Below are 13,641 nucleotides of genomic sequence, written 5' to 3'. Positions count from 1 at the left end.
GCTTTTTGCTGCGGCCTGGGAAAACCCTGAATCCCCCGTGTTGACGGGGCTTGTTGCACAAACAATAATTACCACGTTAACTAAATCCACACCATGCAGATTCAGCCCTTTCTCCTGGATGACGGCCTTGCGCTGGGCACGGTCTACGGCACGCTGCTCAACCAGCAGGCCACCGTGCAGCGCCTGTCGCCGCAGTTCGACAGCGCGCCCTACAAGGCCGCTCCGCGCGCCCCCGTGCTCTATCTCAAGCCGCGCAACACCTGGGCGCGCGATGGCGCTGCGGTGGCCGTGCCGGCCGATCCCGGCGAGGTCCGCGTCGATGCCAGCATCGGCCTGGTGATCGGCCGCAGCGCCACGCGCGTCAGCGAAGCAACGGCCCTGGACCATGTGGCCGGCTGGCTGATCGCCAGCGACCTCACGCTGCCGCACGAGAACTACTACCGCCCCGCCATCCGCCAGCGCTGCCGCGACGGTTTCTGCCCGCTGGGCACGCCGGTGCGCGGCGCAGGCTTCGATGCGCAAGCGGCAGAACTCACGGTGTCCATCAATGGTGAACAGGTCTGGCAGCGCGGCTTTGCCGACCTGGTGCGCTCGCCCGCAAGGCTGCTGGCCGACGTGACCGAATTCATGACGCTGTCGCCCGGCGACGTGCTGCTGCTGGGCCCGGGCGAAGGCGCGCCGCTGGCGCGGCCCGGGGACCGCGTGGTCATCGAGGTGCCCGGCCTGGGCCGGCTCACGCATTCGGTGGTGGCAGAACAGGGAGCAGCAGCATGAAGCACGGACGCGTCATCTTCGAAGGACAGAGCCTGCAGGTCACCGAAGGCCCGCACAGACAGGTGCAGCTGCCCGATGGCCGCCTGGTGGCGGAGACCGCCGTGCAGTGGCTGCCGCCGCTGCAGTTCGGCACCGTCTTCGCGCTGGGCCTGAACTATGCGGACCATGCCAAGGAAATCGCCTTCAACAAGGCGCCCGAGGAGCCGCTGGTCTTCCTCAAGGGCCCGAACACGCTGAACGGCCACCACGGCCACACGTACCGGCCCGCCGACGTGGCCTACATGCACTTCGAGTGCGAGCTGGGCGTGGTCATAGGCAAGACCTGCCGCAACGTGCGCCGCGAAGACGCCTACAGCGTGGTCGCCGGCTACTGCACGGCCAACGACTACGCCATACGCGACTACCTGGAGAACTTCTACCGGCCCAACCTGCGCGTGAAGAACCGCGACGGCGCCACGCCCGTGGGCCCGTGGTTCGTCGATGCGACCGATGTGCCCGACCCCATGAACCTGCGCCTGCGCAGCTGGGTCAACGGCGAGCTCAAGCAGGACGGCAGCACGCGCGACATGGTGCATGACATCCCCTCGCTGATCGCCCACCTGTCGGGCTTCATGACGCTGAACCCCGGCGATCTCATCCTCACCGGCACGCCCGACGGCGTGGCCGACTCCCGCGTGGGCGACGAGATCGTCACCGAGATCGAAGGCCTGGGCCGCCTGGTCAACACCATCGTCGGCGACGCGCCGGCCGCCTCCTGAACCCACCGCATACGCCAAGGAATCCCCATGCGCATTGACCACCTGATCGACGGCAAGGCCGTCGCCGGCAAGGACTATTTCGAGACCGTCAACCCCGCCACCCAGGAGGTGCTGGCCGAGGTTGCCGCAGGCGGCGAGGCCGAGGTGCAGGCCGCCGTCGCCGCCGCGAAGAACGCCTTCCCGAAATGGGCCAACACGCCCGCCACCGAACGCGCCAAGCTCGTGCGCAAGCTGGGCGACCTGATCGCCCGCCATGTGCCCGAGATCGCGCAGACCGAGACCAACGACTGCGGCCAGGTCATCGCCCAGACGGGCAAGCAACTGGTGCCGCGCGCGGCCGACAACTTCTACTACTTTGCCGAGATGTGCACGCGCGTGGACGGCCACACCTATCCCACGCCCACGCACCTGAACTACACCCTGTTCCACCCCGTGGGCGTGTGCGCGCTGATCTCGCCCTGGAACGTGCCCTTCATGACGGCCACCTGGAAGGTGGCGCCCTGCCTGGCCTTCGGCAACACAGCCGTGCTCAAGATGAGCGAGCTGTCGCCCATGACGGCCGCGCGCCTGGGCGAGCTGGCGCTGGAGGCGGGCATTCCGCCCGGCGTGCTCAACCTGGTGCACGGCTACGGCAAGGACGCGGGCGAGCCCCTGGTGCGCCACCGCGATGTGCGCGCCGTCTCGTTCACGGGCTCGACCCAGACCGGCAACCGCATCGTGCAGGCCGCCGGCCTCAAGAAGTTCAGCATGGAGCTGGGCGGCAAGAGCCCCTTCGTGATCTTTGACGACGCCGACTTCGAGCGCGCGCTGGATGCGGCCGTGTTCATGATCTTCTCCAACAACGGCGAGCGCTGCACGGCCGGCAGCCGCATCCTGGTGCAAAAGGGCATCTACGCGAAGTTCGTGGACCGCTTCGTGGAGCGCGCCAGGAAGATCACCGTGGGCGACCCGCTGGACGAGTCCACCATCGTCGGCCCCATGATCAGCGCCAGCCACCTGGCCAAGGTGCGCCACTACATCGAGCTGGGCCAGAAGGAAGGCGCCAGCATGCTGTGCGGCGGCCTGGATGCGCCCGTGCTGCCCGAGCGCGTGCGCAAGGGCAACTACGTGCTGCCCACGGTGTTTGCCGACGTGGACAACCGCATGCAGATCGCCCAGGACGAGATCTTCGGCCCCGTGGCCTGCATCATCCCCTTCAGCGACGAGGCCGAGGCCGTGCGCCTGGCCAACGATATCCAGTACGGCCTGTCCAGCTATGTCTGGACCGAGAGCGTGGGCCGAGCCCACCGCGTGGCCGCCGCCATCGAGGCCGGCATGTGCTTCGTCAACAGCCAGAACGTGCGCGACCTGCGCCAGCCCTTCGGCGGCACCAAGGCCTCGGGCACGGGCCGGGAGGGCGGCAGCTGGAGCTACGAGGTCTTTTGCGAGCCCAAGAACGTGGCCGTGTCGCTGGGCTTGCACCATATTCCGCACTGGGGCGCCTGAACGGGCGGCCAACGACAACGACAAAGAGAACCGAGGAGACAAGACATGCAACGCCGCCATTTCCTGCAATCCACCGCAGCCACCACGGCCGCAGCGCTGATGCTCCCGGGCCTTTCCCAGGCCCAGCCCGGCAGCGCGTCCGGCACCTGGCCCGCAAAGCCGCTGCGCATCATCGTGCCCTTCACGCCGGGCGGCACCACCGACCTGGTGGCGCGCCTGGTGGGCACCGAGCTGGGCAAGTCCCTGGGCCAGCCTGTGATCGTGGAGAACAAGCCCGGCGCGGGCACGGTGATCGGCGTGGACTATGTGTCCAAGCAGCCGGCCGACGGCTACACCCTGGTGTGCGTGGCCAACAGCTTCACGGCCAACAAGACGCTGGTGAAGAACCTGCCCTACGACACCACGCGCGACCTCAAGCCCGTGGCGCTGATGGGCCTGTCCGAGCATGTGCTGGCCACCCACCCGGGCAGCGGACTGAAGACGCTGGCGGACCTGCGCAACCGCGCCAAGGCCAGGCCCGGCGAGCTCAGCTATGCCTCGTTCGGCAACGGCACCTCGGCCCATCTGTCGGGCGCGCTGCTGTGCCAGGAGATGGGCATCGACATGGTCCACATCCCCTACAAGGGCCAGGGCCCGGCGCTGGCCGACCTGCTGGGCGGCCAGGTGGACGTGATGTTCGGCAACTGGCCCGAGTTCCGTGGCCATGTGCAAAGCGGCAAGCTGGTGGCACTGGGCATGGCCACGCGCCAGCGCTCGCAGTTCGCTCCCCAGGTGCCCACGCTGGCCGAGCAGGGCGTGGCGCTGGAATCCAACTCCTGGCAGGGGCTGCTGGCACCCGGCGCCACGCCCGATGCGCTGGTGCAGCGCATCAACGCCGCCGTGGTCAAGGCGCTGGCCGAGCCCGCCGTGGTGGACGCCTTCGCGCGCGGCGGCATCGTCTCGCAGGCCGGCACGGCGCAGCAGTTCGCGGCCTTCGTCACCAGCGAAATCGCCAAGTACGAAGCCATCATCCGCCGCGCCAACATCACGCTGGGCTGAGGCAGACACCGGGAGCCGCCATGAGCCTGTACACCATGCAGAAATTCCTGTTCCAGCTCAACCGCGAGCCCGAGGTGCAGCGGCGCTTTGCCGAGGACCGCGCCGCGCTGCTGGCCGAGTACGCGCTGGAGCCCGAGGAGTACGAAGCCATGTTCCATGGCGACATCGGCAAGCTCTACGTGCTGGGCTGCAACGGCCAGCTGCTGATGCACTTCGCGCCGCTGCTGGGCATGCCCTGGGCCGACTACCTGCAGGCCATGCGCGACGGCGTGCAAAAGCACGGACCGGTGCGCGCGGGCGTCTACGCGATGACGACAGCCACCCACGAAAAGATCGCAGGAGTTTGAGATGAGTCTGGTATTTGCAGGCGTTTGCAGCCATGCGCCCGGCATCACGGGCCGCGCACACCTGGCCGATCCGGCCACCAAGGATGCCTTCCATGCCGCCTTCCGCGACATGGGCGCACGGCTGGAGGCGGCGCGGCCCGACGCCGTGATCGTCATCGCGGCCGAGCACTTCGCCAACTTCTTCATGAACAACATGCCGGCCTATGCCATCGGCATGGCGGACCACTACGAAGGGCCCATCGAGGACCCGGCCTGGCTGGGCATAGAGCGCCACCGCATTCCCGGCAATGCCGAGCTGTCGCGGCGCCTGATCACCGAGGTCATGCAGACCGTGGACGTGGCCTTTGCCGAGGAGTGGAAGTTCGACCACGGCATCATGGTCCCGCTGCACTTTCTGACGCCGGCCTATGACAGGGACATCATCCCGGTCAACATCAACTGCCAGGGCCCGCCGCTGACGCCGCTGCACCGCGCCTGGGCCTTTGGCGAGGCCCTGCGCCGCGCCTGCGACAAGGCGCCCGAGCGCATCGCCATCGTGGGCACGGGCGGCATCTCGCACTGGCCGGCCACGCCCGACTCGGGCAAGGTCAACTGGGAATGGGACCAGCAGTTCATGGACCGCTGGTGCCGCAACGACCGGGACGCGCTGCTGTCGTACACCGACGCCGAGACCTACCGCGACGGCGGCCAGGGCGGCTTCGAGATCCGCAGCTTCATCGCCGTGGCCGCCGCCGCGCGCGGCGCGGGCCAGGTGCTGTACTGCCAGCCCATTCCCATCTTCGCCGTGAGCTGCACGGCCGCCACCATGGAGGTGGCCTGAATGCCGCACGTGGTCATCCTCTACACGGCCAGCCTGGACGCGCACACCGACATGACGCAGCTGTGCCGCGCCCTGGCCGACACCATGCTCACCGTGCGCGCCGAAGACGGCGCCCAGGTCTTTCCCACGGGCGGCACGCGCGTGCTGGCCTACCCCGCGCCGCACAGCGCCGTGGCCGATGGCGGGGCTGCGGGCCGCGCAGCGGGCGGCGATGGCGACTACGGCTTCATCTACATCAACCTGCGCATGGGCCGGGGCCGCACGGCCGCCGTGCAGCAGCAGGCGGGCGACGCCCTGCTGGCCTGCGCGCGCCGCCATCTGCAGCCGCTGTTCGCGCAGCGCCACCTGGGCCTGACCGTTCAGGTCGATGAAAGCCCGGGCCAGGTGTATGACGGCAAGCACAGCACCCTTCATCCCCTCTTTTCCAGGCCTTGAAATGTTTTCCCAAGAACTGTTGACCCAACTGGCCCAGGAGCTGGACCGCAGCGAGAAGACGCGCGTGCAGGTCGAGCATTTCTCCAAGCGCTTTCCCGGCATGACCGTGGAGGATGGCTACCGCGTCTCGCGCGAATGGGTGCGCCTGCAGATCGCGGCGGGCCGCAAGGTGATAGGCCACAAGATCGGCCTGACCTCGCGCGCCATGCAGATATCGAGCCAGATCGACGAGCCCGACTACGGCACCCTGCTCGACAGCATGCTCTACCGCTGCACGCCGGGCCAGGTGCTGGACATCCCGGCAGCCCACTTCATCGCGCCGCGCGTGGAGGTGGAGCTGGCCTTCGTGCTCAAGGCGCCGCTGCGCGGCCCGGGCCTGCCCGGCGGCAAGGAGATCACGCTGCAGGACGTGCTGGACGCCACCGACCACGTGACGCCGGCCATCGAGATCATCGACGCGCGCATCGAGCAGTTCGACCGCCACACCAAGGCCATGCGCAAGGTCTACGACACCATCAGCGACAACGCGGCCAATGCGGGCATCGTCACCGGCGCCGGCCGCGCTGACCCCCAGGTGATAGACCTGCCCTGGTGCGGCGCCATACTGCGCTGCAACGGCGTGGTCGAGGAGACCGGCCTGGCTGCCGGCGTGCAGGGCCATCCCGCCATCGGCGTGGCCTGGCTGGCCAACAAGCTCTCGCCCTGGGGCGAGGCCCTGGAGGCCGGCCAGACCGTGCTGGCCGGCTCGTTCACGCGCCCCGTGGCCGCCAAGCCTGGCGACCTGTTCGATGCCGACTACGGCCCGCTGGGCCGCCTGCAATTCCGTTTTGTCTAGGCGCCGTCGTCCCGACGCCTGCCCCGCCCTTATTGGAGATTTCCCATGCCGCTTGCACTGCGCGACCCCAGCCTGCTCAAGAACCTCTGCCTGATCGACGGCCAATGGCTGGCCGCCGACGATGGCAGCCGCATCGACGTCCACAACCCCGCCACGGGCGAAGCCGTGGGCCATGTGCCCCGCATGGGCGAGGCCGAGACGCAGCGCGCCATCGCCGCCGCCGAGCGCGCCTTCGCCCTTTGGAAGCAGCAGACCGCCGAGGCCCGCGCACGCCTGCTGCATCGCTGGTTCGAGCTGATGATGGAGAATCAGGAGGACCTGGCCCTGATCATGACCAGCGAGCAGGGCAAGCCCCTGGCCGAGTCGCGCGGCGAGATCGCCTATGCGGCCTCCTACGTGCAGTGGTTTGCCGAGGAAGCGCGCCGCATCTACGGCTCCACCGTGCCCGCGCCCTGGGCCGACAAGCGCATCATCGTGACCAAGGAGCCCGTGGGCGTCTGCGCCGCGATCACGCCCTGGAACTTCCCGGCCGCCATGATCACGCGCAAGGTCGCGCCCGCCCTGGCGGCGGGCTGCACCATCATCGTCAAGCCCGCGCAGCAGACACCGCTGTCGGCCCTGGCCATGGCCGAGCTGGCCCAGCGCGCCGGCATTCCCGAGGGCGTGTTCAGCGTGATCACGGGCTCCTCGCGCGCCATCGGTGGCGTGCTCACGGCCAGCATGGCCGTGCGCAAGCTGACCTTCACGGGCTCCACCGAAGTGGGCCGCGTGCTGGCCGAGCAATGCGCGCCCACGCTCAAGAAGATGTCTCTGGAGCTGGGCGGCAACGCGCCCTTCATCGTCTTCGATGACGCGGACCTGGATGCCGCCGTCGAAGGCGCCATGGCCTCCAAGTACCGCAACACCGGCCAGACCTGCGTGTGCGCCAACCGCCTGCTGGTGCAGGACGGCGTGTACGACGCCTTCATGGCCAGGCTCAAGGTCGCCGTGCAGGCCCTCAAGGTGGGCAACGGGCTGGAGGCCGGCGTGGGCCAGGGCCCGCTGATCGACCAGGCCGCCGTGGACAAGGTCGAGGAGCTGGTGGCCGACGCCGTGAAGAACGGCGCCGAGGTCGTGCTGGGCGGCAAGCGCCATGCGCTGGGCGGCACCTTCTACGAGCCCACCATCCTGGCCAACGCCACGGACCGCATGCGCATCGCCAGGGAAGAGGTCTTCGGCCCCGTGGCGCCCGTGTTCCGCTTCAAGACCGAGGAAGAGGCCATCCGCATGGCCAACGACACCGAGTACGGCCTGGCTGCCTACTTCTACGCCCGCGACGTGGGCCGCGTGTGGCGCGTGGGCGAGGCGCTGGAGTACGGCATGGTGGGCATCAACAGCGGCATCATCAGCACGGCCGTGGCGCCGTTTGGCGGCGTCAAGCAGTCGGGCATGGGCCGCGAGGGCGGCGCCGCCGGCATAGAGGAATACCTGAGCACCAAGTACCTGTGCATGGGCCACTGAGGCCCGGACAATCACACCATGCAGACACCTGTGAACCGCTTCAAGGCCGCCATTGCGGCCGACCAACCCCAGATCGGCCTGTGGCTGGGCCTGGCCGACGCCTATTCGGCGGAAATCTGCGCGGGCGCCGGCTTCGACTGGCTCCTGATCGACGGCGAGCATTCGCCCAACGACACGCGCACCCTGCTGGCGCAGCTGCAGGCCATCGCGGCCTATCCCGACAGCCATGCCATTGCCCGCGTGCCCATGGGACACGGCGAGGTCGGCGAGATGCTGATCAAGCAGTACCTGGACATCGGCGTGCAGACCCTGCTCGTGCCCATGGTGGACACGGCCGAGCAGGCCGCACGCATCGTGCGCGCCGCGCGCTATCCGCAGGCCGACGGCCAGGGCGGCATCCGCGGCATGGGCGGCGCACGCGCCTCGGCCTGGGGCCGGCGCGCCAACTACGCCCATGAAGCCAACGCCCAGGTCTGCGTGCTGGTGCAGGTGGAGACGCGCCAGGCGCTGGCCCACCTGGACGCCATTGCCGCCACCGAGGGCGTGGACGGCGTCTTCATCGGCCCGGCCGACCTGTCGGCCTCCATGGGCCACATCGGCAACCCCGGCCATCCCGAGGTGCAGGAGGCGATTGCCGACGCCATCGCGCGCATACGCCGCGCCGGCAAGGCGCCCGGCATCCTCACGCCCAACGAGGCCCTGGCGCGCAAGTACCTGGAGCTGGGCTGCACCTTCACGGCCGTGGGCCTGGACACCAGCGTGCTGGTTCAGGCCACCAGCGCGCTGGCTGCGCGCTTCAAGCAGGCAGCGGCCCCCGCGCCGAAAAGCCAGACCTATTGAGGCCCCGGCCTGACAAGGCGCCTGCAACGCCGCTCCGGGGAGGGAGCGGCGGCTGCATAGAATCCAGCCGACAGATGCTGCCGAACATGCCCCAGACCACGCCCTCTTTTGCCCCCGAGCCGCTGCGCGCCTTCTCGCGCTCCCTGCCCATGGCGCTGCTGCGCGCCCGCGAATCGGTCATGGTGCGCTTTCGGCCCATGCTGCGCGCCCATGGCCTGACCGAACAGCAGTGGCGCGTGCTGCGCGCCATGGCGGCGGTCACGCACAGGCTGCGGCCCATGGAGCTGTCGCAGGCCACCTACATCAGCATGCCCAGCCTCTCGCGCCTGCTCAAGACGCTGGAAGGCCGGCAGCTGGTGGAGCGCTCGCGCCACGCCAGCGACATGCGCGGCGCCGAGTTCGAACTCACGGCGGCCGGCCACGCCATCGTGGCCGAGATCGCGCCGCATTCCTCCGAGACCTATGCCGAGATCGAGCGCCTGGTGGGCCATGAAGAGATCGAGCAGCTCTACGCCCTGCTCGACCAGGTCGTGCAGCGCCTGGGCGCGGCCGACGGCAGCCAGGCCGAGGAATAGCCGCCCCGGCACGCCGGTCGGGCACTGCCGGGCACAATCGCCCCATGCCGCAGCCGATTGCCGTCATCGACTTTGAAACCACGGGCATGGCGCCCGCCCAGGGCGCGCGTGCCACCGAGGTCGCCATCGTGCTGATCGAGGGCGGCCAGGTCGTGGACCGCTTCCAGAGCCTGATGCGCACGGGTGCCTGGATACCGCCCTTCATCACGCGGCTGACCGGCATCACCAATGCCATGGTCGCAGCCGCGCCGCCCGCCGAGGAGGTGATGCGCGATGCCGCCCGCTTCGTGGGCAGCGCGCCCATGGTGGCGCACAACGCGGCCTTCGACAGCAAGTTCTGGCAGTCCGAACTGGCCCTGGCCGGCGAGGCCGCGCCCCAGCCCTTTGCCTGCACCGTGCTGCTGTCGCGCCGCATCTATCCCGACGCGCCCAGCCACAGTCTGAGCCGGCTCACCGCCCACCTGGGCCTGCCCGTGGCCGAGCGTGCCCACCGGGCGCTGGCCGATGCCGAGATGGCCGCCGCCCTGCTGGCGCGCATGCAGCAGGACCTGTGCCGGCGCTATGCGCTGGCCTGGCCCGAGCATGCCCTGCTGATGCGGCTGCAGCGCTGCGCGCGCGCCCGCATGGCAGGCTGGCTGCAGGAGAACGCCGCGCCCGCCCAGATGCGCATGGCGCTGTGAGCCGGCACGGCGCACGCAAGGCAAAGACCTCCCTGGCCAAATCCCCATCGGCCGCATCTGCCGGCATCCGCACCCATAATGCACGGTTGCTGCCCGGCTACGGGCGCCCGTCCCAAACGCGGCAGCCCTGCTGCCGCCTTGCTGCCGCCTGGTTCTTGCACCCGTGAATTCCGCCCTGCCTCCTGCCGCCATGGCCAACCTGGCCCCTCAGGCCCCGTTCTCGTCGCGCGAGTTCCGCGACGCGCTGGGCCAGTTCGCCACGGGCGTGACCATCGTCACCGCGCGCAGCCCGCAGGGCCATCCGGTGGGCGTCACCGTGAGCTCGTTCAACTCCGTCTCGCTCACACCGCCGCTGGTGCTGTGGAGCATGGCGCTGTCAGCGGCCTCGCTGCCCGTGTTCCAGCATTGCTCGCACTACGCCATCCACGTGCTGTCGGCCTCGCAAAAGCCCCTGGCCGAGCTGTTCGCGCGCAAGGGCGTGGACCGCTTCGCCAACACCGCCTGGCGCAGCTCGGCACAAGGCGTGCCCCTGCTGTCCGAAGCCACCACCGTCTTCGAGTGCCGCAATCGCCATCGCCATGAAGAGGGCGACCATGTGATCTTCATCGGCGAGGTCGAGCAGTGCAGCCACCAGGCCGGACACACGCCGCTGCTGTACCACGCAGGCCGCATGCACACGGGCGGCCTGGGCTGATACCGGGGCCTGCGGCGGCACTCCCGTCGCCTCTTTCGGCGGCTCCCCCATTCCCGTTCCTTCCCGCCTCCGGGTAATCCCCGGTCCGGGAAATCGGTGTCTGCGCATATTGTATATACAGGCTTATACATCTGATCGCAGACCCATCCGCAGGCTGATGAAGCCTGTGGATGCGGCAGCCATTTCACCAATGACGGGGGGAGACAGCGCATGAGTTCACCATCTGCAGGCAGCCTGCACCGAGGGCTGTCGGCCCGCCATATCCGCTTCATGGCACTGGGCTCGGCCATAGGCACGGGGCTGTTCTACGGCTCGGCCAAGGCCATACAGCAGGCGGGGCCCTCGGTGCTGATCGCCTACCTGCTGGCGGGCGCGGCGGTCTACATGGTGATGCGCGCGCTGGGCGAGATGGCCGTGCACAACCCCGTGCCCGGCTCCTTCGGCCAGTACGCCAGCGACTACCTGGGGCCGTTCGCCGGCTTCGTCACGGGCTGGACCTATACCTTCGAGATGGTCATCGTCTGCCTGGCCGACGTGACGGCCTTCGGCATCTACATGGGGTTCTGGTTTCCCGAGGTGCCGCGCTGGATCTGGGTGCTGTCCATCGTCTGCTTCATCGGCGCGCTCAACCTGTGCTCGGTCAAGGTGTTCGGCGAGATGGAGTTCTGGCTGTCCCTGCTCAAGGTGGCGGCCATCATCGCCATGATCGGCGGCGGCCTGGGCATCATGGTGTTCGGCTTCGGCATGGCGGCCGACCAGGCGCCGACCGGCGTGCAGAACCTGTGGGTGCACGGCGGCTTCATGCCCCATGGCGTCTCGGGCCTGATCGCCTCGCTGGCGGTGGTGGTGTTCGCCTTCGGAGGCATCGAGATCATCGGCATCTCGGCCGGCGAGGCCAAGGACCCGGCGCGCGTGATCCCGCGCGCCATCAACGCCGTGCCGCTGCGCATCCTGCTGTTCTACGTGCTCACGCTGTTCGTGCTGATGAGCATCTTCCCCTGGCCGCAGATCGGCAGCCAAGGCAGCCCCTTCGTGCAGATCTTCAGCGGCCTGGGCATTTCCTCGGCCGCCACCATCCTCAACGTCGTGGTGATCTCGGCGGCCGTGTCGGCCATCAACAGCGACATCTTCGGCGCCGGCCGCATGCTGTACGGCATGGCGCACCAGGGCCAGGCCCCCGCCGGCTTCGGCCGTGTCTCGCGCCATGGCGTGCCCTGGATGACCGTGGTGGTGATGGCCGTGGCGCTGCTGGCCGGCGTGGTGCTGAACTACCTGATCCCCGAGGACGTGTTCCTGCTGATCGCCTCCATCGCCACCTTCGCCACGGTCTGGGTCTGGCTGATGATCCTGCTGTCGCAGTTCGCGGCGCGCCGCCGCATGAGCCCGCAGCAGGTGGCCGCGCTGAAGTTCCCGGTCCCGCTGTGGCCCGCCGCGCCGCTGGCCGCCATCGCCTTCATGCTGCTGGTGCTGGGCGTGCTCGGCTACTTCCCCCACACCCGTGCCGCGCTGGTCGTGGGCGGCCTGTGGATCGTGCTGCTGGGCGCCGCCTACCTGCTGTGGGTGCGCCCCGCCGCCGCGCGTGCGCAGAGCGAGGCCATGCGGCCTGCGGCGAACGCGAACCCTTAGTCGAACTCGACCTCGGTGGCCACCACCATCGCGCCATCGTCCGAGAGCCGGCCCTTGACCTCGACCACGCGCCCCACGGCAATTTGGGCAGCGCTGCCATCCTCGAAGCGCGCATTGCGATAGTCCACGCGCACGCCGCGCAGCTCGAAGATGCCGGCCAGGCTGTCGACAGCGGTGATGCGGCCCTCGATCTCGAAGCCATCGTCACTGTCCAGCCGCAGCTTGCGCTCGACCTCGGAGGCGCGAAGCACCCCGTCCTGGAACATACCCTCGACCTCGACCAGGTCGCCCACGGCAAGGCCTGCGGGCAGGCGTGCGGCGCTGCCCGCGTCCACGCTCAGGCCGTCCACGACGAAGCGGGTCGGCGAGTCCATGCGGGTGATATGGCCGGTGACGTCGGCCTCCACGCCCGCCTGTTCGGGCAGCGTGGGACGCTGCACCGACAGTGCGGTGGCCACCCACAGGCCGGCGGCATCGGGCTGGTGCGCCAGGCGCAGGCTGACCACGTCGCCGGCAGCCAGCGCGGCGGCAACCTGCACGCCGCTCCAGTTGACGACGGCCTCGCCGATGCGCAGGGTGCGGCGCGACGCGTCAACGGCATCCACAGGCGCGCGCAGGCGCCAGGGCTCGTCGGCGTCATCCTCGATCTCGATGCGGCTGGCAAGAATGCGGCCCTGCGCATCGCGCAGGCCGTGGACTTCCAGCACACGGCCGACCTGCAGCGCCGCCGCGCGGCCGTCCTCGAACACCGTGGCCGCATCGACGATCACGGTCTGGCCCAGTACGGTCAGCCGGTCGCCCACGACCGCGCTCAACGGACCTTCCAGATCGCTGCGCACAAGAATCTGGCGGGCCATGGCGCGCGCCACACCATCGCTGCCGGTGGTCACGGGGTCGGCCGTGACATGGACCGCCATGCCCAGCTTGAGCGCATCGCTGGCCAGCAGGACGCCATCGCCATCGGTGATCCGGGCCTGGCGCTCGTCATACCGCACCCCATTGACCAGGATGGAGCCGAAGCCGTCAATGGTGCCCGACGCATAGCTGGCGCTGGGAGTGACCGGCGTGGGGGCGGGCTTGTCAGCCCCGCCGCCGCCACCACCGCAGGCGGCCAGCAGCACGGACAGCGAGAGCGCGCCAGCGCCCAGGACCCGGTGCAATGGCGGGGCGGAGCGGGAAAAGCGAAGAAAATGCATGGTGTTCGATGCCAGAAAGAAACAGATGAAAAGGCACC

The 13,641-nt window shown here is 69.2% G+C and carries 14 protein-coding genes and 1 pseudogene; 14 read left to right on the top strand and 1 reads right to left on the bottom strand.

The window, feature by feature from the left end; genetic code table 11:
- Positions 1–93 precede the first annotated feature (93 nt).
- From GRX31_RS00845 to GRX31_RS00780, 14 genes and pseudogenes are all read left to right on the top strand, one after another.
- Complete coding sequence (locus GRX31_RS00845; protein WP_070080774.1) at positions 94–774, top strand: fumarylacetoacetate hydrolase family protein; 681 nt, start codon at positions 94–96, stop codon at positions 772–774.
- A complete protein-coding gene (locus tag GRX31_RS00840; RefSeq protein ID WP_160851061.1) occupies positions 771–1,532 on the top strand; it encodes a fumarylacetoacetate hydrolase family protein in 762 nt (253 codons plus the stop codon). The genes GRX31_RS00845 and GRX31_RS00840 overlap by 4 nt, the downstream gene beginning before the upstream one ends.
- Positions 1,533–1,559: 27 nt before the next feature.
- The gene (hpaE, locus tag GRX31_RS00835) at positions 1,560–3,017 is read left to right on the top strand and encodes a 5-carboxymethyl-2-hydroxymuconate semialdehyde dehydrogenase (protein ID WP_160851059.1); all 1,458 of its coding nucleotides are present in this window, start codon (positions 1,560–1,562) and stop codon (positions 3,015–3,017) included.
- A 42-nt stretch (positions 3,018–3,059) separates the two neighbouring features.
- Positions 3,060–4,055, top strand: a pseudogene (locus GRX31_RS00830) (tripartite tricarboxylate transporter substrate binding protein); the annotation flags it as partial.
- 20 nt (positions 4,056–4,075) lie between these two features.
- Entirely contained in the window at positions 4,076–4,402 is a 327-nt protein-coding gene (locus GRX31_RS00825; RefSeq protein ID WP_133072877.1) for an aromatic ring-opening dioxygenase subunit LigA, read from the top strand.
- A 1-nt stretch (position 4,403) separates the two neighbouring features.
- Positions 4,404–5,222, top strand: coding sequence for an extradiol ring-cleavage dioxygenase (locus GRX31_RS00820; RefSeq protein WP_160851055.1), 819 nt, complete (start codon positions 4,404–4,406; stop codon positions 5,220–5,222).
- Positions 5,223–5,657 carry a 5-carboxymethyl-2-hydroxymuconate Delta-isomerase gene (locus GRX31_RS00815; protein ID WP_016447338.1) on the top strand — a complete coding sequence of 145 codons (435 nt, stop codon included), beginning with the start codon at positions 5,223–5,225 and terminating at the stop codon, positions 5,655–5,657. It abuts the gene before it with no gap.
- A gap of 1 nt (position 5,658) precedes the next feature.
- Entirely contained in the window at positions 5,659–6,492 is an 834-nt protein-coding gene (gene hpaH, locus GRX31_RS00810; protein WP_034365851.1) for a 2-oxo-hept-4-ene-1,7-dioate hydratase, read from the top strand.
- 45 nt (positions 6,493–6,537) lie between these two features.
- Entirely contained in the window at positions 6,538–7,992 is a 1,455-nt protein-coding gene (locus GRX31_RS00805) for an NAD-dependent succinate-semialdehyde dehydrogenase (RefSeq protein WP_016452253.1), read from the top strand.
- Between the two features lie 18 nt (positions 7,993–8,010).
- On the top strand, positions 8,011–8,832 hold the full coding sequence (locus GRX31_RS00800) for an aldolase/citrate lyase family protein (RefSeq protein ID WP_012202038.1): 822 nt from the start codon (positions 8,011–8,013) through the stop codon (positions 8,830–8,832).
- Between the two features lie 86 nt (positions 8,833–8,918).
- A complete protein-coding gene (gene hpaR / locus GRX31_RS00795) occupies positions 8,919–9,407 on the top strand; it encodes a homoprotocatechuate degradation operon regulator HpaR (RefSeq protein WP_013800005.1) in 489 nt (162 codons plus the stop codon).
- Positions 9,408–9,451: 44 nt separating this feature from the next.
- Positions 9,452–10,087, top strand: a complete 636-nt coding sequence (locus tag GRX31_RS00790) for a 3'-5' exonuclease (RefSeq protein WP_016447334.1) — start codon at positions 9,452–9,454, stop codon at positions 10,085–10,087.
- 190 nt (positions 10,088–10,277) lie between these two features.
- Positions 10,278–10,781: a flavin reductase family protein gene (locus GRX31_RS00785; protein ID WP_046986323.1), complete on the top strand. Its 504-nt coding sequence runs from the start codon at positions 10,278–10,280 to the stop codon at positions 10,779–10,781.
- Between the two features lie 210 nt (positions 10,782–10,991).
- Entirely contained in the window at positions 10,992–12,407 is a 1,416-nt protein-coding gene (locus GRX31_RS00780; RefSeq protein WP_160851053.1) for an amino acid permease, read from the top strand.
- On the opposite strand, the gene GRX31_RS00775 is transcribed toward GRX31_RS00780, so the two are convergent.
- Positions 12,404–13,603: a DUF5666 domain-containing protein gene (locus GRX31_RS00775; RefSeq protein WP_160851051.1), complete on the bottom strand. Its 1,200-nt coding sequence runs from the start codon at positions 13,601–13,603 to the stop codon at positions 12,404–12,406. The two genes, GRX31_RS00780 and GRX31_RS00775, sit on opposite strands and share 4 nt — an antisense overlap.
- Between the last annotated feature and the right edge of the window lie 38 nt (positions 13,604–13,641).

Origin of the sequence: Delftia sp. CH05, assembly GCF_009827015.1 — a bacterium.
In the GTDB taxonomy this organism is placed as follows: domain Bacteria; phylum Pseudomonadota; class Gammaproteobacteria; order Burkholderiales; family Burkholderiaceae_C; genus Comamonas; species Comamonas tsuruhatensis.
This window is presented reverse-complemented; position numbering and strand designations above follow the sequence as displayed.